This window comes from Pectobacterium sp. 1950-15 (assembly GCF_037136835.1).
GTDB lineage: Bacteria > Pseudomonadota > Gammaproteobacteria > Enterobacterales > Enterobacteriaceae > Pectobacterium.
The window spans coordinates 1-20695 of the sequence record NZ_JBBBQR010000019.1 but is presented as its reverse complement, the minus strand read 5'-3'; the positions used below and the strand labels follow the sequence as shown (position 1 = coordinate 20695).

Genomic DNA, 20695 nt, shown 5'->3' with positions numbered 1-20695 from the left:
CGTCGGCTTACATTAGAATGTCCCCCTCAATTCTTCGCCCTATTGACATAGGAAGACCGTCATGAAACCGACGACTATCTCCCATTTGCGCCAATGGAAACAAGATCAGCGAAAATTCGCTACGATTACCGCTTACGACGCCAGCTTCTCCCGCCTGTTTTTTGAACAAGGCATCCGTGTAATGCTGGTCGGTGACTCACTGGGCATGACCGTGCAGGGTCACGATTCCACATTGCCCGTGACCACAGACGATATCGTTTACCACACGCAGTGTGTTCGCCGCGGCGCACCACTGGCGCTGGTTCTCTCCGATATGCCTTTTATGACCTATGCCACGCCGGAACAAACGTTCAGCCAGGCCGCAGAGCTGATGCGCGCAGGCGCAAATATGGTGAAGCTGGAAGGCGGAAGCTGGCTTGCGCCAACGGTAAAAATGCTGACCGAACGCGCCGTGCCAGTTTGCGGCCATCTGGGTCTGACACCGCAATCCGTTAACATCTTCGGCGGCTATAAAATTCAGGGCCGGAGCGAAAGCGATGCCAATCAGCTACTGGCCGATGCCCTCGCACTTGAGGAAGCCGGTGCACAGTTGCTCGTGCTGGAATGCGTCCCTGTCACGCTGGCTAAACGCGTCACCGACGCGCTGTCGATTCCAGTGATCGGCATTGGCGCAGGCAACGTTACCGACGGGCAGATTCTGGTTATGCATGATGCTTTCGGCATTACCGGTGACAACACGCCCAAGTTTGCCAAGAACTTTCTGGCGCAAAGCGGGGGCGATATCCGCGCGGCAGTGCGTTTGTATGCACAAGAAGTCGAACAGGGTATTTACCCGGCCGAAGAACATTCATTTCATTAAAAAACGAGCATTCCGTTAATCGGACTTATGCCCTAAATAATTCGAGTTGCAGGACAAAACGTTAACGTTTTGAACAACGCAAAGCGTTGGCCCCTTTAGGGCGAGGCTCATTTATGGGCCTCGTAACGCGGCAAGAGAAAGAATCCCGATGAGCTTACTTGAGTAAGTGATTCGGGTGAGTGACAAATCTGCCTGTGGCAGATTTGAACGCTGCTTGCAGCGGCCCCTACGGGGCGAGGTCCACGCAAGTGGGGCGAGTATCGTAGCCAACGCACATGCAGCTTGAAGTATGACGGGTATATTTTTTAGGAGTACGAGTGTGTTAATAATCGAAACCCCTCTGCTGCTGCGCCGCGAAATCCGCCGCTGGCGTCAGGAAGGGAAACGCATTGCTTTGGTTCCCACCATGGGTAACTTGCATGACGGACACATGACGCTGGTCGATGAAGCCAGATCTCGCGCCGACATCGTTATTGTCAGCATTTTTGTCAATCCCATGCAGTTTGAGCGGCCAGATGATTTAGCCCGCTACCCGCGGACATTGCAGGAAGACTGCGAGAAATTGAATCGCCGCGGTGCCGATCTGGTTTTCGCACCGAGCCCCGATGTGATATACCCCAATGGGCTGGAATCACAAACGTTTGTCGATGTGCCTGGACTGTCTTCTATGTTGGAAGGTGCCAGCCGTCCCGGCCATTTTCGCGGCGTAGCCACCATCGTCAGCAAGCTGTTCAATCTGGTACAGCCGGATGTAGCCTGCTTCGGTGAAAAAGATTACCAGCAGTTAGCACTGATTCGGCAGCTCGTCCGCGATATGGGCTATGACATTGATATCATCGGTGTCCCTATCGTGCGTGCCAAAGACGGTTTGGCATTGAGCTCGCGTAATGGCTACCTCAGTGCTGAAGAACGCCAGTTGGCACCAACACTTTATCAGCTGATGATGGCGCTTTCCGCGCAATTGGACAACGGCGATCGCCAGATAGACACATTGCTGGAACAGACGGCAGAGCAGTTGCGCGAAGCGGGTTTTACGCCTGATGAACTGTTTATCCGCGATGCTGATACGCTACAACCGCTGAACACTGCCAGCACACGAGCAGTGATTTTGATGGCTGCCTGGTTAGGCAAGGCCAGATTGATTGATAACCACCAGGTCGATTTGACTGTATGAACCGAGGTAACAAAGCGATGATACGTACCATGCTGCAAGGCAAGCTGCACCGGGTCAAAGTGACTCAGGCTGACTTGCATTATGAAGGCTCTTGCGCCATCGATCAGGATTTTATGGATGCCGCTGGCATTCTGGAATACGAAGCGATTGATATCTACAACGTTGATAACGGTCAGCGTTTCTCTACCTACGCCATTGCAGGCGAAAGAGGTTCACGCATTATCTCCGTAAACGGTGCAGCCGCTCGCCTTGCCTGCGTGGGCGACAAACTGATTATCTGTTCCTATGTGCAGATGTCCGACGAGCAAGCCAGAAGTCACAACCCCAAGGTTGCCTATTTCTCTGGCGATAACGAACTGCAACGTCAGGCCAAAGCGATTCCGGTTCAGGTTGCCTGATCGCTAAGTAAAAGGCGGTGTTACCACCGCCTTCTCATTCACCTACTACGTCCGCAGCCCACGTCCGCGCTCAATCAGCCACCAGACCAGCAGATAAAACACCACGATAAAGGCAATCAGTACCGACATCGTAAACAGCAGTGGCACGTCCTGAATTCCGAGGAAGCCGTAACGGAAGCCGCTAATCATGTACACCACCGGGTTCAGTTTAGACACAGCCTGCCAGAACGGTGGCAGCAACGTCAGTGAGTAAAACACCCCGCCCAGATAGGTCAGCGGCGTTAACACAAACGTCGGAATCAGGCTGATATCATCAAAGGTTTTCGCAAAGACCGCGTTCAATAATCCCGCCAGCGAGAACAGCATTGCCGTCAATAACAGCGTCAGAACAATGACCCACCAGGCATGAACGTGCAGCGGGACGAAGAACAGCGATACCGCCGTTACCAAAATCCCCACGCACAGGCCACGTGCGATCCCCCCGCCAACATAGCCCGCGATAATCACGTGAGTCGGCACCGGTGCAACCAGCAGTTCCTCAATGTTGCGTTGAAACTTGGCGCTGAAGAAGGAAGAGGCCACGTTGGCATACGCGTTGGTGATCACCGCCATCATGATCAAACCCGGTACGATAAACTGCATGTAGGTAAAACCGTGCATTTCACCGATACGCGAGCCAATCAGGTTACCGAAAATAATAAAATACAGCGTCATGGTGATCACTGGCGGCACCAGCGTCTGAATCCAGATACGCCCAAATCGGGTGACTTCTTTCACCCAGATACTCTGTAGCGCCACCCAATACAAATGCATCATGCCTTATCTCCCTTACCGCTTGTCCCATTCACCAGCGTGACAAACAGCTCTTCCAACCGATTCGCTTTATTACGCATACTTAATATCGTTATCCCCTGTGCGTTTAGCTGGCTGAATAGCGCATTCATGCCTTGCTCACGCATCACATCGACTTCCAGCGTTGACGTGTCCGTCAAGCGGAACGTGTAGCCTTCAAGCTGCGGCAGCGGGCTTTTCGCCGCCAGATCGAAAATAAACGTTTCTGATTTCAACTTGCCAAGCAGCTGCTTCATTGAGGTATTTTCCACCAGCTCTCCCCGCTGGATGATCCCAATGTTGCGGCACAACATTTCCGCTTCTTCCAGATAGTGCGTCGTCAGGATAATCGTGGTGCCCTGTGCGTTCAGCTCCTTCAAAAAGCCCCACATAGAACGACGTAATTCGATATCTACACCGGCGGTCGGTTCATCAAGAATCAGCAGTTTAGGCTCGTGCATTAGCGCACGTGCAATCATGAGACGACGCTTCATCCCACCGGACAACATCATCGCCTTTTCGCTGCGTTTCTCCCATAGATCCAGCTGTTTCAGGTATTTTTCCGCACGCAGCAAGGCATCCTGACGTTTCACGCCATAGTAGCCAGCCTGATTAACCACAATCTGTAATACCGTTTCGAACGGGTTGAAGTTAAATTCCTGCGGGACCAGCCCCAGTTGGCGTTTTGCATTCACTTTATCCAGCTCAAGGTCATAGCCGAAGACGCGAACTTTACCGGCGGTTTTGTTCACCAGCGAGCTGATAATCCCAATCGTGGTGGATTTTCCCGCGCCATTTGGCCCCAGTAGCGCATAGAAATCCCCCGCTTCCACGTTCAGGTCGATCCCTCGTAACGCCTTGACGCCTCCCGGATAGGTTTTGGTTAATTGCGCCAGTTCCAGTGCATATGTCATAAGAAATGGATTGCCTTATTATCAGTGAGTTCTACAGGTTCGAAGTTATGATGGAGATAAACTATCGTTTTTCAAACGACGCATGTTGCCTTATATTACTCCTCACTGCCCCTTGTTTGTTACAGGTCATTTACTTTCATGAAAGAAATCGAAACGCTCATCGCGAACAACCAGCTTTGGTCTAAAACGATGGTGGAAGAGGATCCTGGCTACTTTGAACGTCTGGCGCAGGCACAACGTCCCCGTTTTCTATGGATTGGATGCTCGGACAGTCGCGTACCTGCGGAAAGTCTGACCAGCCTTGAGCCTGGTGAACTGTTTGTTCACCGCAATGTCGCAAATCTGGTTATTCACACCGACCTCAATTGCCTGTCTGTCGTGCAATATGCCGTCGAAGTTCTCGAAGTCGAACACATTATCATCTGCGGCCACTACGGCTGCGGCGGTGTTCAGGCTGCGGTGGAAAACCCGGAACTGGGTTTGATTAACAACTGGCTGCTGCATATCCGTGATTTGTGGTACAAGCATAGTTCGCTGCTGGGGGAATTGCCTCCCGAACAGCGCCTGAACACGCTTTGTGAAATCAACGTTGTCGAGCAGGTGTATAACCTCGGCCACTCCACCATCATGCAGTCCGCATGGAAACGTGGACAGAAAGTCACGATCCACGGTTGGGTTTACGGTATTCAGGATGGCCGCCTGCGCGACCTGGAAGTGACAGCGACCAACCGGGAAACGCTGGAACAGCGTTATCGCCGTGCAATTTCCTCTCTGCCTTGATTCACTGCCTGACGCCCACTCGCTGGGCGTCGCTCACGGCATCGGCCTTGTCTTGTCATTATTCCTGCGGAACAACCTTGCCGACGTAAGGTAAATGGCGATAGTGCTGAGCATAGTCGATACCGTAACCCACGACGAACTCATCAGGAATCGAGAACCCAACCCACTCGACCTTCACTGCCACTTCACGGCGCTCTGGTTTGTCCAGCAGCGTACAGATAGCCAGCGATTTCGGCTCACGCAGTTGCAGAATTTCCCGCACTTTGCTCAGCGTATTACCTGAGTCGATGATGTCTTCAACGATCAACACGTCTTTGCCACGAATATCCTCATCCAGATCTTTCAGGATCTTCACATCGCGCGTACTGTTCATACCGCTGCCATAGCTGGATGCCGTCATGAAATCCACTTCGTGAGGGACGTCGATCGCCCGGCATAAATCGGCCATAAAGATAAACGATCCGCGTAATAGCCCTACCAGCACCATATCGCTGCCGCTATCACGGTAGTGTTCGCTGATCTGTTGCCCCAGTTCGGTAACCCGCGCCATCACTTCCTGCTCAGAAATCATGACTTCCACGGTATGTTTCATCATACTGATAACTCTTTGAAGTAAGGTATTCAGCACCATCGGCAGAATGACAGACTCATTATCGATGATGCGCCAATGCTGATGTTTAACGATGCTGATGTTTAACAATCCAGATGTTTACATCAGTCTGGGCAATGCCCAGGCGCGCGAAGTATATCAGAAACCACACCATGAAGGAGACATCATGAGCACGTCATCAGTGGATGTTTGCTACAAAGTGAATGCCCCGCTTTCCAGCCAGCAGTTCGTTGAACTATTGGCAAAAACCTCATTGGGGCCGCGCCGCCCGCTGGATGATCAGACCGCGATTGCCGGTATGCTTAAGCACGCCAACCTGCTGGTTTCCGCCTGGCAAGGGGAAACACTGGTGGGAATTGCGCGCAGCGTGACGGATTTTCATTTTTGCTGCTATCTGTCCGATCTGGCGGTGTCAGAGGACTATCAGCATGCAGGAATAGGCAAGAAACTGATTCAACAAACCGCTCAGCAACTGGAAAAAGGCTGCAAAATCATTTTGCTGGCCGCGCCGCTGGCAGTGGATTACTACCCCAAATTAGGGTTTGAAAAGCACAACAGCACCTGGCTCATGCCAGCGGCAGACCTGCACGAGGCGTAATCATTGCTTTTCAGGGCCGTCAGCCGGAGTGCTGACGGCGGGTAAAGCAGGATACAAGACTGGCGGATCCGTCTTAATGCTTAACCGTATCTGCTGCCCCGGTTCAAACCAGTTGCCGGTCTGCACCAACAGCATCAGTTCCCCCAGCTTCACCCGATACAAGTTTGACGTGCCCATAAACAGCCGATCTTCGATCGACGCCGGGCCATCGGGATCGAGTGCCAGCGCCACGTCTGCCGGTCGTACCATCCAGTCGCACTGTGAATCCATTGGCTGATTGAGGGGATGGGTCGCATGATGATCGCCCAATGGGCTTTGCCACTGGTGGTCGCTCATGATTTTCACGGGCAAATAGTTCGTATTCCCCATAAAATCAGCCACAAAGCGGCTATTCGGACGATGGTACAGCTCAGAGGGATAGCCCTGCTGCATAATCTTCCCTTCATCCAGCAGAATCAGATGGTCGGCGCAGGCAAAGGCTTCTTCCCGGCTGTGCGTAGCGAAAACCGCCGCAACATGACGCTGTTTGAGAATCTGCCGCAATTCGGTGATCAGGCGATAACGGGTCTGACTGTCCAGACCGGGAAACGGCTCATCCAGCAATAGCAGTTTCGGCTCACAGGCCAGCGCACGGGCAATCGCCAGACGCTGCTGCTGTTCGTTCGATAGTTCATGTGGATAATGTGCAGCGACCTCATCCAACTGTAGGAGCGTCAGCATTTCCGCACAGATTGGCTTCACCTCGCTTTCCGGGCGGCCATATAGCCCAAACGCAATGTTGCCTTCCACGGTCAGATGCGGAAAGAGCGCGTAGTCCTGAAAAATCAGGCCAACCTGACGCAGTTCGGGCAAGACGTACGCTTGCGGCGAGCTGACGGGTTCACCTTCCAGCAAAATTTTGCCCTGAGTAATCGGCAGCAGGCCCGCAATCACCTGTAATAGCGCCGTTTTGCCACAGCCGTTTCGGCCCAACAGGCAGATTGTCTCATCGTCGCGTACGGCAAATGAGATGTTCTCCAACACAGGGGATTGCTGCAACGTACAGCTTACCGCCTGAACGTTCAGAATATCTATCGACGCGGCCATGTGATTATCCTTTTATATTCAGTGCGCGATTCAGCCAGAAAACAGGGATCAGCCCCACCGCCACTAGCACCAGCGCAGGCAAGGCAAATGACGCAACCTGCTCACTCGCCGTAAAGCGGAAAACATACGTTGCCAGCGTATCAATCCCAAAAGGGCGCAGCAGCAGCGAGACATTCAGCTCTTTCATACTTTCCGTAAAAATCAGCAGCGCCCCGATGAACAGGCTGCGACGCAACAGCGGAATATGCACGCGTGACCAGCGGCTGAGGGGAGAAGCCCCCAGAACAAGGCTCGCGCTGTCCAGCGAGCGCGGAATGGCGTCCATACTGCGCTCAAGGCTGTCCAGCATCAGACGCCCGAATTTAACGCTATAGGCGAGGATAAGAATAAACAGCGACCCGGCCAGCAGGGCATCGGCGGTAGGCAACCCCGCCGCGCGGGCAAACAGGTTAATCCCGCTATCCACCAGCGACAGCAAGGTAAACAGCCCGACAGCCAGTACTGCGCCGGGCAAGGCAAAACTCAGGCTGACCAGCCGAACCGGCGTCTGATTGGCAAATATCCCAGCCGTACGCGTGTAGAAAATAAACGACAGCGCCATCAGCGTAATGATGACTGTCGCGATGGCTGACGCCAACAGGCTATTCATTACCGCCTGGAGGAAAGCCATATCCCATACGGACATTATGTGCTGGAGAGCCAGAAATAACAGATACAGCACCGGGAACAAGAATGACAGACAAACGATTCCCCAACAGTAGCCACGCACCACCTTGCTGCGCCACCCACTCAACACGGGCGTAACCACCAGAGAAGTGTTCGCTTGAGCTTGATAAATTTTCTGCTTACGGCGCCAAAGATTAACCAGAAACATCAAGAGGAAGATCGCAGGCAAGATCAAGACGCCAAGGCGCGCTGCTGCGCCGAGATCGCCCTGCTTCTGCCAGGTATCCAGCACCTGTGTTGTCATGGTTGGAATATTAAGGTAGGACGCCGCGCCATAATCGCCCAATGTTTCGACCACCACTAACGCACCACCGCAGGCAATGGCAGGCAGCGCAATAGGCAAGCATAAGCGGCGCAAAACCTGGGAACGCGTTTGATTCAGTAAACGAGCAGAGTGAATCAAGCTGGCTGGCTGTTTCACCAGCGCTTCGCGTACCAACAGGTAAATGTAGGGATACAACACCAGCGCCAGCACCAGACTTACGCAGCCCAGTGAAACAGGTAGCCCAGCAACGTGGAATTCCTCCCACGACGATACAATCTGCAAACCGCCTTCCCGCAACAACGGGGACAGGTGCCGTAACACATCGGTATAAAGGTAAGCGAGCAGGAACGCGGGCATCGCGATTGGCAGGCAAAGCGCCCATTGCAGTACACGATGACCGGGAAAGCGATACATGGCAACAAACCAGGCCGAAGGCAACCCAAACAGTAAGCTGAAGAAAAGCGTACCCATCACGATAACGACAGAATGTATCAGGTAGGTGGGTAACCCAATGTGCCACAGTGGGGCGAATCCCAGCCCATCGGCAAAAAAAGCCTGATAAAAAACCGTTGCTAAAGGAAGCAGCAACAGTCCCGCCAACAACCAACTACTGACGCGCCAGACACCGGAGATCATAGAATCAAAACTGTATTGGATGAGATCGCTGTTATTAATAACAGAGCCTGACGGCGGCGTCATCGTATCAAACAACGATAAATGGGCTTTAATCCTGCGATTGCCTCAAGGTGATTTTCATCACCACACGGCAGTAAAATAAATATTAACCATTTCAAAAGATTGCGCTTATTATTTTTCCGCCTTTTTGCCATTCGTTTTTTATCGCAATCCCCTAAATAATTCGAGTTGCAAGCAGGCGGCGACACAGCGAATCCCCAGGAGCTTACATAAGTAAGTGACTGGGGTGAGCAAGGAAAGCCAACGCACATGCAGCTTGAAGAATGACGGGGATATCAGATGTTTCCCGTAAGAAAACTTGGAACCGCATGGGATATCTGTGATAACGTCATCTGACGATATTTGGAACAGGTTCAACCATGAAAAACTCTGCGCTGGCTCTGCTCCTGCTAAGCCTGATGAGCTTCTCTTCCGCCAGCAAGGCGCTAAATGAATTTGAAGCGGAAGATCTGGCCGATCTGACTGCGATCTTTGTTTATCTGAAAAACCACTGCGGCTATCAAGATCTGCCGAATGAACAGATTCGTCGGACACTGGTCGCCTTTGCTCAGCAAAACCGCTGGGATCTCAGCAATTACAGCGCTTATGATATGACGGCGATGGGTGAAGACAGCTATCGCGATCTGAGTAAAATTGCGATTCCTACCCCGAAGAAATGTCAGTCTCTGGCACGCAATTCACTCGGTTTACTCTCCTACGCGCAGTAATTCCCCTCCTCCTCCGCGCTGACTGAAATTTGACCGTGCATGCGGCAAAAGAGTCGGCTATGATGGCGCGCCAATTTTCATGGCTGTTATCGCGGAGGAAGCCCTAACATGTCCCAGAAAGAAATTTGGTATGAAACCCTGCATGCCAACTTTGGCCAGTATTTTTCGGTTGATCGCGTGTTGTATCACGAGAAGACCGATCATCAAGATCTCATCATCTTTGAAAACGACGCATTAGGCCGTGTAATGGCGCTTGACGGCGTGGTGCAAACCACCGAGCGCGATGAGTTTATCTATCACGAAATGCTCACCCACGTCCCTCTACTGTCACACGGCAACGCCAAACGCGTACTGATTATCGGTGGCGGCGATGGCGGTATGCTGCGGGAAGTCAGCCGACATCACGGCGTCGAACATATCACGATGGTGGAGATCGATGCAGGCGTGGTGGAGTTCTGTCGCCAGTACTTGCCCAATCACAGCGCTGGTAGCTATGACGACCCGCGTTTTAATCTGGTGATTGATGACGGCGTTAATTTCGTCAGACAGTGCAGCGACAAGTTTGACGTCATCATTTCCGATTGCACCGACCCCATCGGCCCCGGCGAAAGCCTGTTCACCTCTGATTTCTATCAGGGTTGTGCCCGCTGCCTGAATGAAGGCGGAATTTTCGTCGCGCAGAATGGCGTATGTTTCCTACAACAGGATGAAGCCGTCGGCAGCCATAAAAAACTCAGCCACTATTTCAGTGATGTCAATTTTTATCAGGCGGCAATCCCGACTTACTACGGCGGCATTATGACGTTCGCCTGGGCTAGTAATAACCCGGCACTGCGCCAGATAGACGCCGCCATGCTGCGCCAACGTTTTGCGCAGTCAGGGATGACCTGTCGCTATTACACGCCTGATGTTCATATCGGCAGTTTTGCCCTACCACAGTACCTGCTGAACGCGCTACAGAATGCGCAATAATCCATCACTTAGGGTAATCACACAACCACAAGGGGGTGACGTAAATTGCACAAGCTGAAACTACACGGCTTTAACAACCTGACGAAAAGCCTGAGTTTTTGTATCTACGATATCTGTTACACCAAAACGGCCGACGATCGCGATGGTTATATCGCTTATATCGACGAACAATATAACGCTAACCGTTTAACAGAAATCCTCACTGAAACCTGCTCAATTATCGGTGCCAACGTCCTTAACATCGCGCGTCAGGACTACGATCCACAAGGTGCCAGCGTGACCATTCTGGTCAGCGAAGAACCCATCGATCCACGAGATGTCGATACCTCAGAACATCCTGGGCCGTTGCCCCATTCCGTTGTTGCGCATCTGGATAAAAGCCATATCTGTGTTCATACCTATCCAGAAAGCCACCCGGAAGGCGGGCTTTGTACCTTCCGCGCAGATATCGAAGTGTCTACCTGTGGCTTGATTTCACCGCTGAAGGCGCTGAAGGCGCTGAACTATCTCATCCATCAGCTTGAATCCGATATTGTGACCATCGACTACCGCGTGCGGGGATTTACCCGTGATGTCAATGGCATAAAACATTTCATCGATCACCAGATCAATTCGGTTCAGAACTTCATGTCCGAGGATATGAAAGCGCTCTATCACATGATGGACGTGAACGTGTATCAGGAAAATATCTTCCATACCAAGATGTTGTTGAAAGACTTCGACCTGAAACATTACCTGTTCAACGTCAGCCCAGAAGAACTCAGCGCTGCTGAACGGAAAAGAATTACCGATCTGCTGTATCACGAAATGCAGGAAATCTATTACGGCAGAAACCTGCCCGTTCTGTAATCAATACATCTCACTTCACAGGGCTGTCTCTTAGTCACAAATATAAGGGCATCGAGGATTTTGCCGTTATCCGGCGTAAAAATTATGCAGCGGTGTGCATGAACACCGAGTGAGCGGCATGGATGCCGCGAAAGCCAGTGCCGCGTCGGACAAAAACGTCAGAGACGTTTTTGAACAGCACTTGTGCTGGCCCGAAGGGTGAGCCCCATTAATGGGGCGAGTAAACGCGTCACTGGCGGCTCGAAAAGGGGTCATGAACACCGATGGCACCGCGTAGCGGCATAATTTAGCCGGAAGCCTGAGTTCGCAGGGCGGCGGCGACTGAACGCCCTGCGTCGGGCGCGTGCTATGAAGTAGCATGAAAATGACGGTATCATTGCGCACGAAACTGTCTCTTAGTCAGCATAAAAAAGCGTTACTAAGAAGCCAGCTTTTACCAAAGGAAAGCTGGATTAGTCATGTTGGCTTTTGTCTTTCCCACATTACCCTTCATTTCGTCGCACACTATTTCGTCAAAAATGATGCGCCTCACATTTATTTCTTTCTGCATTTTTTGCTTGCATTCTCTCCCAGCCTTGCTGCATCTGGGTTCGCGTCAATTGATATAAGGCCAACTAAAAATCATATATCTTGTGTGGTTGAAATTTAAAACACCCACATCTAGTATTCTTTGTGTGGCGCTCGCGTAACGGGTTGCTACCCAGTGGATCGGTTCGGGTGCACATGCCCTGAAGATAGCCGCTCCGACATACTTCTTTCACGCCAAAGGGTAAATACGAATCATGCGTATTACTATTTTCACTAAGCCAGATTGTGTTCAATGCAACGCCACATGCCGTGCGCTGGACAAGCAAGGAATTAACTATCAACTGGTGGACTTAACTGAAGATGAACAGGCGTTGCAGCAGGTAAGAGCGTTGGGCTATCAACAGGTACCCGTCGTGATGACGGCCGACGATCATTGGAGCGGCTTCCGCCCGGATAAGATCAGTACTCTGAACGCCGCCCTGCAATTGCAGTAAGGGGGCAATATGAACCCGCTGGTCTATTTCTCCAGCCAGTCGGAAAACACGCATCGCTTCATTTCCAGGGTTGGCTTGCCAGCCCTGAGAATTCCGATAGCGACAGAACAGCCTGCATTGAAAGTTGATCGCCCCTATATTCTGGTTGTCCCCAGCTACGGCGGAGGCAGCACGAAAGGGGCTGTGCCGCGTCAAGTCATCATCTTTCTCAACGATCCGCACAATCGCGCTTATCTGCGCGGTGTGATTGCCGCAGGCAATACCAATTTCGGTGCAGCGTACTGCATCGCTGGCGACATCATTGCGCAGAAATGTCAGGTGCCTTACCTGTACCGCTTTGAATTGCTCGGCACAGCAGAAGACGTTGCAAACGTGCGTAAGGGAGTAACTGAATTTTGGCAACAACAGACCATGTGAGTGCAAAGGCAACCAAGGCCGAAGCGGATGCCCACTCGCTCGATTACCATACACTCGACTACCATGCGCTGAACGCGATGCTCAACCTCTACGACGCAGAGGGAAATATCCAATTTGAGATGGATAAGCTCGCGGCACGCCGTTATTTCCTACAACACGTCAACCAGAACACCGTGTTCTTCCACAACCTGGAAGAAAAGCTGCGTTATTTAGTTGAAGAAGGCTACTACGAAGCGGAAGTGTTGGATCAATATCAGTTCGATTTCATCAAACGCCTTTTCAAACAGGCCTACGCTCACAAGTTCCGCTTTCAAACCTTTCTGGGTGCGTTCAAATACTACACCGGCTATACGCTAAAAACCTTTGACGGCAAACGCTATCTGGAACGCTATGAAGATCGCGTCTGTCTTGTGGCACTGACCCTCGCTAAAGGGGATACCGCACTCGCAAGCTCGCTGGTCGATGAGATCATCAGCGGACGCTTCCAGCCCGCCACCCCCACGTTCCTCAACTGCGGTAAAAAGCAGCGCGGCGAACTAGTCTCCTGCTTCCTACTGCGCATTGAAGACAATATGGAGTCGATTGGCCGAGCCATTAACTCCGCGCTTCAGCTCTCAAAACGCGGCGGCGGCGTGGCCTTCATGCTCAGTAACATCCGCGAAACCGGTGCGCCGATCAAACGTATCGAAAACCAGTCGTCCGGCATTATCCCGATCATGAAAATGCTGGAAGATGCGTTCTCCTACGCCAACCAGCTTGGAGCGCGTCAAGGTGCGGGGGCGGTGTACCTAAATGCACATCACCCGGATATTCTGCGTTTTCTGGATACCAAGCGGGAAAATGCCGATGAGAAAATCCGCATCAAGACGCTGTCTTTAGGTGTGGTCATCCCCGATATCACGTTCCAGTTGGCGAAGAATAATCAGGTGATGTACCTGTTCTCGCCCTATGATGTCGAGCAGGTTTATGGCGTGCCGCTGTCAGAAATTAGCGTCACCGAAAAATACCATGAGATGGTAAACGATAAGCGCATCCGTAAATCCCAAATCAAGGCGCGCGAATTCTTCCAGATCCTCGCCGAAATCCAGTTCGAGTCCGGTTATCCCTACATGATGTTTGAGGATACGGTGAATCGCGCAAATCCGATTCACGGCCGCATCAATATGAGTAACCTGTGCTCTGAAATTTTGCAGGTCAACGACGCCAGCCTGTACGACGACGATCTTGGCTATCGCCACATTGGCAAGGACATATCCTGTAACCTCGGATCGATGAATATTGCCAACGCGATGGCCTCGCCCGATTTTGGCCAGACAGTTGAAATGGCGATCCGCGCGCTAACCGCCGTTTCCGATATGAGCCACATCCGCTCCGTACCGTCCATCGAGAAAGGCAACGACCAATCTCATGCGATTGGTTTAGGCCAGATGAACCTGCACGGCTATTTAGCGAAAGAGCGTATCTTTTACGGTACAGAAGAAGCCGTCGATTTCACTAATCTCTATTTCTACACCGTCGCTTTCCACGCAATTCGGGCATCGAATGCGTTAGCCATAGAGCGGAACCAGCGCTTCTCAGGCTTCGAGCACTCCAAATACGCCACAGGCGAGTATTTTGATAAATACATTGAACAGCGCTGGGAACCCACAACCGCACGCGCCCGTGAACTGTTTGAACAGGCCGGCATCCTCATTCCTACTCAGCAGGACTGGGCGGCGCTACGCGAATCTGTTATTGCCCACGGCATTTATAACCAGAACTTGCAGGCTGTTCCACCGACCGGTTCGATTTCGTATATCAACCACTCGACGTCCAGCATCCACCCGATTGTGTCACGCATCGAAATTCGTAAAGAGGGCAAGATCGGCCGCGTCTACTACCCCGCTCCTTACATGAACAATGACAATCTCGAGTATTACCAGGATGCCTATGAGATCGGGCCGCAGAAGATCATCGACACCTATGCCGCCGCCACGCAGCACGTCGATCAGGGGCTGTCGCTGACGCTGTTTTTCCGTGATACCGCGACCACACGTGACATCAATAAAGCGCAGATTTACGCCTGGACTAAGGGCATTAAGACTATTTATTACATTCGCATACGGCAAATGGCGCTGGAAGGCACCGAAGTTCAGGGCTGTGTGTCCTGTGCGCTATAAGCCATCGCGGAAGGAAATCGAAGCATGACCGCACTCACTCGCGTCCAGGCGATTAACTGGAACAAAATTGAAGACGATAAAGATTTGGAAGTCTGGAACCGGCTAACCTCTAACTTCTGGCTTCCGGAAAAGGTGCCGCTCTCTAACGATATTCCATCCTGGAGTACGTTGAACGCCCGCGAGCGTCAGTTGACGATTCGAGTATTCACCGGTCTGACGCTGCTGGACACCATCCAAAATACGCTGGGCGCGCCGACGCTCATGCCTGATGCAGTGACGCCGCATGAAGAAGCCGTGTTGTCTAACATCAGCTTTATGGAAGCGGTGCATGCCCGTTCATACAGCTCGATTTTCTCGACGCTGTGTCTGACCAGCGAAGTGGATGATGCCTATCGCTGGAGTGAAGAGAACCCGGCGCTACAGAAGAAGTCCGATATTATTCTGTCGCACTACCGCAGCGACGATCCACTGATGAAGAAAGTCGCCAGCGTGTTTCTGGAGTCGTTCCTGTTCTACTCTGGATTCTACCTGCCGATGTACTGGTCAAGCCGCGCCAAACTGACCAACACAGCGGATTTAATCCGGCTTATCATCCGCGACGAAGCGGTACACGGCTACTATATCGGCTACAAATTCCAGCGCGGGTTGGCGAAAGCCGATCCTGCTCGTCAGCAGCAGGTGAAAAATTTCGCCTACGATCTGCTACAAGATTTGTACGACAACGAGGTGCTGTATACGCAGGAACTCTATGACGGTGTCGGCTGGACGGAAGATGTGAAAAAATTCCTCCACTATAACGCGAACAAAGCGCTGATGAATCTGGGCTATGAAGCGCTATTCCCCGCCAACATGACGGATGTAAACCCCGCAATTCTCTCGGCGCTGTCGCCAAACGCGGATGAGAACCACGACTTCTTCTCTGGCTCCGGTTCCTCTTATGTCATCGGTAAGGCCGTCAACACCGAAGATGAAGATTGGGATTTCTAAAAACACGGCCGCTGCTTTTCGGGTGGCCGCATTTTCTACAAACGCTTCTCTACAGTCTTTTTTTGATAAACCCAGAAATGAAAAAACCCTGAATCATTGCTGATTCAGGGTTTTCATAATAAGTGGCGGAACGGACGGGGCTCGAACCCGCGACCCCCTGCGTGACAGGCAGGTATTCTAACCAACTGAACTACCGCTCCACTCATGCTCACTGAGCGGGATGAATACTAAGATGATGGCACTATTACGTCAATGCTTTTTATAACTAACCGTTTCTGTTTGCTTATAATTTCATCTTACTGATTATTCTCTCACCCATGATGTGAGCGGCCTCGCCATTTTGCAACACAGAGGGCGATACGCTGGCGGCGTTATTCAGCTCGCCACAGGCAACTACCGCCTTTTTTAGCAATCAAATCCAGACGCTGTTCATGCGCGACTAGCTCAGCTTCATCGGCGTAAAGCACCTTTAACGCCGATTGAGGGCGGACAATTCTCTGGATTGTTTCGGTATTCTCGTTTTTCTGCTGCGTTTCGCCTTCCATCGAGAAAGTCAGAGACGTTTGACCACCGGTCATCGCCAGATAAACTTCAGCCAGAATCTCGGCATCGAGCAATGCGCCGTGCAGCGTACGCTTGCTGTTATCTATCTGATAGCGATCGCAGAGCGCATCCAAACTGTTACGCTTACCGGGAAAGATCTTCCGTGCCATAAGCAGGCTATCGGTGATCTTACAAAACGTCTCTGTCTTGGGAAGATCTCGGTTCAGCAACCGAAATTCATAATCCATAAAGCCGATATCAAACGTTGCGTTATGGATGACCAGTTCCGCGCCACGGATAAAATCGAGAAAATCATCCACGATATCCACATACGTCGGTTTGTCGGCAAGAAACTCATCGCTGATACCGTGTACGTTATACGCTTCGGGATCGACTAAACGATCGGGTTTGATATAGACGTGAAAATGGCGGCCAGTCAGGCGGCGGTTAATCACTTCGACCGCACCGATCTCGATAATTTTATGCCCTTCGTAGTGAACCCCCAGCATATTCATACCAGTGGTTTCTGTATCCAGGACGATTTGTCGCGTAATTTCAGTGCTCATCGTTTTCGTTTATGTCAGACTTGCCGTTTTTACCATAAGGGAGAGTCTACCAGAGATGCGCAAACAGGTAGAAATTTTCACCGATGGATCTTGCCTCGGTAATCCCGGCCCCGGCGGTTATGGCGCCCTGCTGCGCTACAAGCAGCACGAAAAACCGTTAAGTGCAGGCTATCGTCTTACCACGAATAACAGAATGGAGCTGATGGCTGCTATTGCAGCGCTTGAAACGCTGACGACCGAGTGTGATGTGGTGCTCTGCACTGATAGCCAATATGTTCGTCAGGGGATCACCAGTTGGATTCATAACTGGAAAAAGCGAGGTTGGAAAACCGCCGACAAAAAACCGGTCAAAAACGTCGATCTTTGGCAAAGGCTGGATACCGCGATTCAACGCCATTCCGTGCGCTGGGAATGGGTAAAAGGACACGCCGGGCACCCGGAAAATGAGCGCTGTGATGAACTCGCTCGCGCCGCCGCGAGTGCGCCAACACTTGATGACACGGGTTATCAGGCTGAGTAAATCACCGTAGGCGTCCACCTCATCTTCGATATATCTTTGTTGCGCCCACCGTGCGGCGCACAGATGCTTTACGCAACCGTGTCCTCATCGGCGTAAACGTCAGTGGAATCGTGCGCTTTCGGGCAATAATCAGCGTCAGGCACCCTAGCATCGGAATATGTTTATTCAACTTCCCTTTATTTCTTCGCCATGGCGTAACATGAAAATGCGTCTGATGAATAACCTCATAGTTCAAGAGCCCCAGCCAGTCCGTGATACGCATTTGAGTAAACATGCGGCTGCAATAGGGATGCTTTTTATTGAGTCTGGGGATCAGTTTACCCAGGCCAACCAGACTGATCGGATTAAACGTGCTCAGAATTAACCAACCATCGTCGACCAAAACACGATCAACTTCGCGCAAAACACGATGCGGATCAGATGAATAAGATAGTGTCTGAGCGAGCAGACAGGCATCGATCGACTTTTCAGAGAAAGGTAATTGATGAGCATCAGCCACGACTTGAAGATTATCACCAAGTGGTGCCACGTTAACCTGATGCGCAATCGCGCACTCCGTGATATGGATTTCCGCACTCAGTGCCCCGACCTTGATAAGATGAAAGCCAAAGAGCTTTGGCCACCATGGCAACAAAGCCAGCTCAAGCGACTCGCGATAAAACTGCCCGCAGGTGATATCATCCCATGAATCAGGTGCAACAATGGTCTGAGGGATTTGTGCCGATTTCATCTTCTGTTCTCGTCCTCAGGCTACCAGCAAAAAGAGGTGATGAATGAATCTTATCAGTATCCCTGCACTTCAGGACAACTACATTTGGCTATTGAGCAATAAAGAAAACCGCTGCGTAATTGTCGATCCTGGTGAAGCGGCACCTGTGCTTAAAGCGCTCGATCAACACGCACTTTTTCCTGAAGCTATCTTACTCACTCACCACCATAACGACCATGTGGGAGGCGTTCGTGAGCTCCTCAAACATTACCCTAGCCTGCCTGTTTTTGGCCCAAAAGAAACCGCTAAATGTGGCGCAACCTGCCTGGTTGAGGAAGGAAATACCGTCTCTTTGTTAAATTCGGAATTTTCTGTAATTGAGGTTCCAGGACACACATCTGGTCATATTGCCTACTATAACGCGCCATTTTTGTTCTGTGGCGATACTCTTTTTTCGGCGGGATGCGGTCGTATTTTTGAAGGCACGCCGAAACAAATGTATGAATCAATTCAAAAAATAGCAGCTCTCCCTGATGATACGGTAGTGTGCTGCGCGCATGAATACACGCTATCAAACTTAAGGTTTTCTAATACTATATGGCCTGAAGATCAGAATATTGAAGCTTATCTCCATGAAATCAGTCAGATACGAGAAAAATTGCAGTCTAGCTTACCAACAACATTAGGACTGGAGAGAAGAATCAACCTATTTCTTCGCTGCCATGAGTTTGATTTAAAAAGAAAATTATCAAAAGAACCTGAAAATATAGAGAATTGGCAAGTTTTTGAGATGCTACGCAGCAAGAAAGACTGCTTCTGAAGGTTTAGGTTGTGCTATTCCTCTAATCAAAGTATCCTTGCTCGTCTTTTAAGCAAACTATTGACCAACATATGAAGGCTAAAGCGATAATCATCGCCTCAGTCTTGCTGGCGGGTTGTCAGGTTTCACCCCATGACACCTCGCAACCCAAACAGCATGCACAGAGTTTGTCTTCGGCAAGTCAAAGTGAAGCAGGAAAGTACACAGATGGTCGAGAGACCTCAGCGCGATGGTTAGATGACGATAGCCTCGCGCAACGAGATCTGTGGAACTTCATTGGCGACGAGCTGAAGATGGAGGTTCCGGATAACGCCCGGATCCGCGAGCAAAAAACGCGTTATTTGAAAAATAAGAGCTATCTCCACGATGTAACATTACGGGCAGAGCCGTACATGTACTGGATAGTCGAGCAGATTAAGCAACGTAAAATGCCGATGGAACTGGTACTGCTACCCATAGTGGAGAGCGCTTTTGATCCAAGTGCCACATCATCCGCCAATGCCGCTGGGCTATGGCAGATTATCCCTGGCACAGGACGTAATTATGGTTTGAAACAGAACCAGTGGTACGACGGACGTCGTGACGTGATTGCGTCAACGACGGCTGCGCTGGATATGATGCAGCGGCTTAACATCATGTTTGATGGCGATTGGTTATTAACCGTTGCTGCTTATAACAGTGGTGAAGGTCGTGTCATGCAGGCCATGAAAGCGAATAAAGCGAAAGGGAAATCAACCAACTTCTGGGCGCTGGCGTTACCGCGTGAAACGTCAATTTATGTTCCTAAGATGCTGGCCTTGAGCGATATCCTAAAAAACAGTAAGAAGTACGGCGTGAGTCTGCCGCAACCCAACGAAAGCCGAGCATTAGCAAAGGTTGAGCTAGGGCAGCAGATAGAATTGACACAAGCCGCTGAGATGGCTGGTCTGTCGTTGAATAAGCTAAAGAGCTATAACTCGGGCTATAAGCGTAATGTAACTGCACCAAATGGGCCACATTACATTATGGTTCCTAAAGCTCACGTTGAGCAGTTGAAAGATTCACTGGCTGATGGAGACATCGCAGCGATTCAACCAACACGCTTGGCACAAGCACAGACAACACCAGTATCACAGCAGTATAAGGTACGTTCAGGTGATACCTTATCGGCAATTGCGACACGGCTTAATGTCAGCACAAAAGATTTGCAGAGTTGGAACAATCTGCGTAGCGCTGGTGCGCTCAAGGTTGGTCAGACGCTGCAGGTTGCCAAAGTTTCAGGCAATAGCAGTTCTATCACCTATCAAGTTCGGAAGGGTGATTCGCTGGCAAGCATTGCTAAACGCCATGGCGTAAATATCGCTGATGTAATGCGCTGGAATACGGTTATCAACAAGAATGCCAACATCCAGCCAGGCGATCGTCTGACGCTTTATGTTAGCAGTAATATAAAGCCTGATTCTTAACGTCATATCTGAATCAGTAACAAGAAACAGCCCTCCTATAAA

General features: G+C 51.0%; 22 protein-coding genes and 1 tRNA gene. 15 read left to right on the top strand and 8 right to left on the bottom strand.

Annotation, left to right across the window (positions count from 1 at the left end):
- Positions 1–61: 61 nt before the first annotated feature.
- From panB to panD, 3 genes are all read left to right on the top strand, one after another.
- The gene (gene panB / locus WCT94_RS17885; RefSeq protein ID WP_336870784.1) at positions 62–859 is read left to right on the top strand and encodes a 3-methyl-2-oxobutanoate hydroxymethyltransferase; all 798 of its coding nucleotides are present in this window, start codon (positions 62–64) and stop codon (positions 857–859) included.
- Between the two features lie 319 nt (positions 860–1178).
- Positions 1179–2033 carry a pantoate--beta-alanine ligase gene (gene panC / locus WCT94_RS17880; RefSeq protein WP_336870781.1) on the top strand — a complete coding sequence of 285 codons (855 nt, stop codon included), beginning with the start codon at positions 1179–1181 and terminating at the stop codon, positions 2031–2033.
- Positions 2034–2050: 17 nt separating this feature from the next.
- Positions 2051–2431, top strand: a complete 381-nt coding sequence (gene panD, locus WCT94_RS17875) for an aspartate 1-decarboxylase (RefSeq protein WP_015841288.1) — start codon at positions 2051–2053, stop codon at positions 2429–2431.
- A 45-nt stretch (positions 2432–2476) separates the two neighbouring features.
- Here panD and WCT94_RS17870 read toward each other — a convergent pair whose 3' ends face one another.
- Complete coding sequence (locus tag WCT94_RS17870; RefSeq protein WP_225085490.1) at positions 2477–3247, bottom strand: ABC transporter permease; 771 nt, start codon at positions 3245–3247, stop codon at positions 2477–2479.
- Positions 3244–4176: an ABC transporter ATP-binding protein gene (locus WCT94_RS17865; protein ID WP_336870778.1), complete on the bottom strand. Its 933-nt coding sequence runs from the start codon at positions 4174–4176 to the stop codon at positions 3244–3246. The genes WCT94_RS17870 and WCT94_RS17865 overlap by 4 nt, the downstream gene beginning before the upstream one ends.
- Before the next feature lie 138 nt (positions 4177–4314).
- Here WCT94_RS17865 and can point away from each other — a divergent pair, with 138 nt between their 5' ends.
- Positions 4315–4956 carry a carbonate dehydratase gene (gene can / locus WCT94_RS17860; RefSeq protein ID WP_010280785.1) on the top strand — a complete coding sequence of 214 codons (642 nt, stop codon included), beginning with the start codon at positions 4315–4317 and terminating at the stop codon, positions 4954–4956.
- Positions 4957–5014: 58 nt separating this feature from the next.
- On the opposite strand, the gene hpt is transcribed toward can, so the two are convergent.
- Entirely contained in the window at positions 5015–5548 is a 534-nt protein-coding gene (hpt, locus tag WCT94_RS17855; RefSeq protein WP_172644812.1) for a hypoxanthine phosphoribosyltransferase, read from the bottom strand.
- 184 nt (positions 5549–5732) lie between these two features.
- Between hpt and WCT94_RS17850 the strand changes: the two genes are divergently transcribed.
- Positions 5733–6164 carry a GNAT family N-acetyltransferase gene (locus WCT94_RS17850; RefSeq protein ID WP_336870776.1) on the top strand — a complete coding sequence of 144 codons (432 nt, stop codon included), beginning with the start codon at positions 5733–5735 and terminating at the stop codon, positions 6162–6164.
- Here the strand turns inward: WCT94_RS17850 and WCT94_RS17845 are convergent, their stop codons facing one another.
- Positions 6165–7250, bottom strand: coding sequence for an ABC transporter ATP-binding protein (locus WCT94_RS17845; protein ID WP_336870774.1), 1086 nt, complete (start codon positions 7248–7250; stop codon positions 6165–6167).
- A gap of 4 nt (positions 7251–7254) precedes the next feature.
- Positions 7255–8940 (bottom strand): ABC transporter permease, encoded by a 1686-nt coding sequence (locus WCT94_RS17840; protein ID WP_336870773.1) that lies wholly within the window; start codon positions 8938–8940, stop codon positions 7255–7257.
- A 356-nt stretch (positions 8941–9296) separates the two neighbouring features.
- On the opposite strand from WCT94_RS17840, the gene WCT94_RS17835 reads away from it, so the two are divergent.
- The 7 genes from WCT94_RS17835 to nrdF all read left to right on the top strand — a co-directional run bounded on the left by WCT94_RS17835 (position 9297) and on the right by nrdF (position 16050).
- Positions 9297–9644: a YacC family pilotin-like protein gene (locus WCT94_RS17835; RefSeq protein ID WP_010280797.1), complete on the top strand. Its 348-nt coding sequence runs from the start codon at positions 9297–9299 to the stop codon at positions 9642–9644.
- Between the two features lie 108 nt (positions 9645–9752).
- Positions 9753–10616 (top strand): polyamine aminopropyltransferase, encoded by an 864-nt coding sequence (gene speE, locus WCT94_RS17830; protein WP_336870771.1) that lies wholly within the window; start codon positions 9753–9755, stop codon positions 10614–10616.
- A gap of 45 nt (positions 10617–10661) precedes the next feature.
- Positions 10662–11465 carry an adenosylmethionine decarboxylase gene (speD, locus tag WCT94_RS17825; RefSeq protein WP_336870768.1) on the top strand — a complete coding sequence of 268 codons (804 nt, stop codon included), beginning with the start codon at positions 10662–10664 and terminating at the stop codon, positions 11463–11465.
- A 782-nt stretch (positions 11466–12247) separates the two neighbouring features.
- Complete coding sequence (gene nrdH / locus WCT94_RS17820; RefSeq protein WP_014916295.1) at positions 12248–12487, top strand: glutaredoxin-like protein NrdH; 240 nt, start codon at positions 12248–12250, stop codon at positions 12485–12487.
- Positions 12488–12496: 9 nt separating this feature from the next.
- The gene (nrdI, locus tag WCT94_RS17815; protein WP_103862601.1) at positions 12497–12904 is read left to right on the top strand and encodes a class Ib ribonucleoside-diphosphate reductase assembly flavoprotein NrdI; all 408 of its coding nucleotides are present in this window, start codon (positions 12497–12499) and stop codon (positions 12902–12904) included.
- Entirely contained in the window at positions 12901–15063 is a 2163-nt protein-coding gene (gene nrdE / locus WCT94_RS17810; RefSeq protein ID WP_336870864.1) for a class 1b ribonucleoside-diphosphate reductase subunit alpha, read from the top strand. Before nrdI ends, nrdE begins: the two co-directional genes overlap by 4 nt.
- A gap of 24 nt (positions 15064–15087) precedes the next feature.
- On the top strand, positions 15088–16050 hold the full coding sequence (nrdF, locus tag WCT94_RS17805; RefSeq protein ID WP_336870765.1) for a class 1b ribonucleoside-diphosphate reductase subunit beta: 963 nt from the start codon (positions 15088–15090) through the stop codon (positions 16048–16050).
- 123 nt (positions 16051–16173) lie between these two features.
- Here nrdF and WCT94_RS17800 read toward each other — a convergent pair.
- Both WCT94_RS17800 and dnaQ read right to left on the bottom strand, forming a co-directional pair.
- Positions 16174–16250, bottom strand: a tRNA-Asp gene (locus tag WCT94_RS17800).
- Positions 16251–16421: 171 nt separating this feature from the next.
- A complete protein-coding gene (gene dnaQ / locus WCT94_RS17795) occupies positions 16422–17159 on the bottom strand; it encodes a DNA polymerase III subunit epsilon (RefSeq protein ID WP_336870764.1) in 738 nt (245 codons plus the stop codon).
- Here dnaQ and rnhA point away from each other — a divergent pair.
- Positions 17113–17679, top strand: coding sequence for a ribonuclease HI (gene rnhA, locus WCT94_RS17790; protein ID WP_256598819.1), 567 nt, complete (start codon positions 17113–17115; stop codon positions 17677–17679). The two genes, dnaQ and rnhA, sit on opposite strands and share 47 nt — an antisense overlap.
- 19 nt (positions 17680–17698) lie before the next feature.
- On the opposite strand, the gene WCT94_RS17785 is transcribed toward rnhA, so the two are convergent.
- A complete protein-coding gene (locus WCT94_RS17785; RefSeq protein WP_336870763.1) occupies positions 17699–18409 on the bottom strand; it encodes a class I SAM-dependent methyltransferase in 711 nt (236 codons plus the stop codon).
- Between the two features lie 43 nt (positions 18410–18452).
- Between WCT94_RS17785 and gloB the strand changes: the two genes are divergently transcribed.
- Entirely contained in the window at positions 18453–19208 is a 756-nt protein-coding gene (gloB, locus tag WCT94_RS17780) for a hydroxyacylglutathione hydrolase (protein WP_336870762.1), read from the top strand.
- Positions 19209–19279: 71 nt separating this feature from the next.
- The gene (mltD, locus tag WCT94_RS17775; protein ID WP_336870761.1) at positions 19280–20653 is read left to right on the top strand and encodes a murein transglycosylase D; all 1374 of its coding nucleotides are present in this window, start codon (positions 19280–19282) and stop codon (positions 20651–20653) included.
- The last annotated feature ends 42 nt before the right edge of the window (positions 20654–20695 follow it).

Bases quoted from the DNA above. Each gene is read 5' to 3' on its own strand.
- panB (WP_336870784.1), top strand. From the start codon at position 62: ATGAAACCGACGACTATCTCCCATTTGCGCCAATGGAAACAAGATCAG.
- WCT94_RS17865 (WP_336870778.1), bottom strand. From the start codon at position 4,176: ATGACATATGCACTGGAACTGGCGCAATTAACCAAAACCTATCCGGGA.
- WCT94_RS17840 (WP_336870773.1), bottom strand. From the start codon at position 8,940: ATGACGCCGCCGTCAGGCTCTGTTATTAATAACAGCGATCTCATCCAA.
- WCT94_RS17785 (WP_336870763.1), bottom strand. From the start codon at position 18,409: ATGAAATCGGCACAAATCCCTCAGACCATTGTTGCACCTGATTCATGG.
- dnaQ (WP_336870764.1), bottom strand. From the start codon at position 17,159: ATGAGCACTGAAATTACGCGACAAATCGTCCTGGATACAGAAACCACT.
- can (WP_010280785.1), top strand. From the start codon at position 4,315: ATGAAAGAAATCGAAACGCTCATCGCGAACAACCAGCTTTGGTCTAAA.
- WCT94_RS17850 (WP_336870776.1), top strand. From the start codon at position 5,733: ATGAGCACGTCATCAGTGGATGTTTGCTACAAAGTGAATGCCCCGCTT.
- mltD (WP_336870761.1), top strand. From the start codon at position 19,280: ATGAAGGCTAAAGCGATAATCATCGCCTCAGTCTTGCTGGCGGGTTGT.
- WCT94_RS17845 (WP_336870774.1), bottom strand. From the start codon at position 7,250: ATGGCCGCGTCGATAGATATTCTGAACGTTCAGGCGGTAAGCTGTACG.
- gloB (WP_336870762.1), top strand. From the start codon at position 18,453: ATGAATCTTATCAGTATCCCTGCACTTCAGGACAACTACATTTGGCTA.
- nrdI (WP_103862601.1), top strand. From the start codon at position 12,497: ATGAACCCGCTGGTCTATTTCTCCAGCCAGTCGGAAAACACGCATCGC.
- nrdH (WP_014916295.1), top strand. From the start codon at position 12,248: ATGCGTATTACTATTTTCACTAAGCCAGATTGTGTTCAATGCAACGCC.
- panD (WP_015841288.1), top strand. From the start codon at position 2,051: ATGATACGTACCATGCTGCAAGGCAAGCTGCACCGGGTCAAAGTGACT.
- WCT94_RS17870 (WP_225085490.1), bottom strand. From the start codon at position 3,247: ATGATGCATTTGTATTGGGTGGCGCTACAGAGTATCTGGGTGAAAGAA.
- nrdF (WP_336870765.1), top strand. From the start codon at position 15,088: ATGACCGCACTCACTCGCGTCCAGGCGATTAACTGGAACAAAATTGAA.
- WCT94_RS17835 (WP_010280797.1), top strand. From the start codon at position 9,297: ATGAAAAACTCTGCGCTGGCTCTGCTCCTGCTAAGCCTGATGAGCTTC.
- speE (WP_336870771.1), top strand. From the start codon at position 9,753: ATGTCCCAGAAAGAAATTTGGTATGAAACCCTGCATGCCAACTTTGGC.
- hpt (WP_172644812.1), bottom strand. From the start codon at position 5,548: ATGAAACATACCGTGGAAGTCATGATTTCTGAGCAGGAAGTGATGGCG.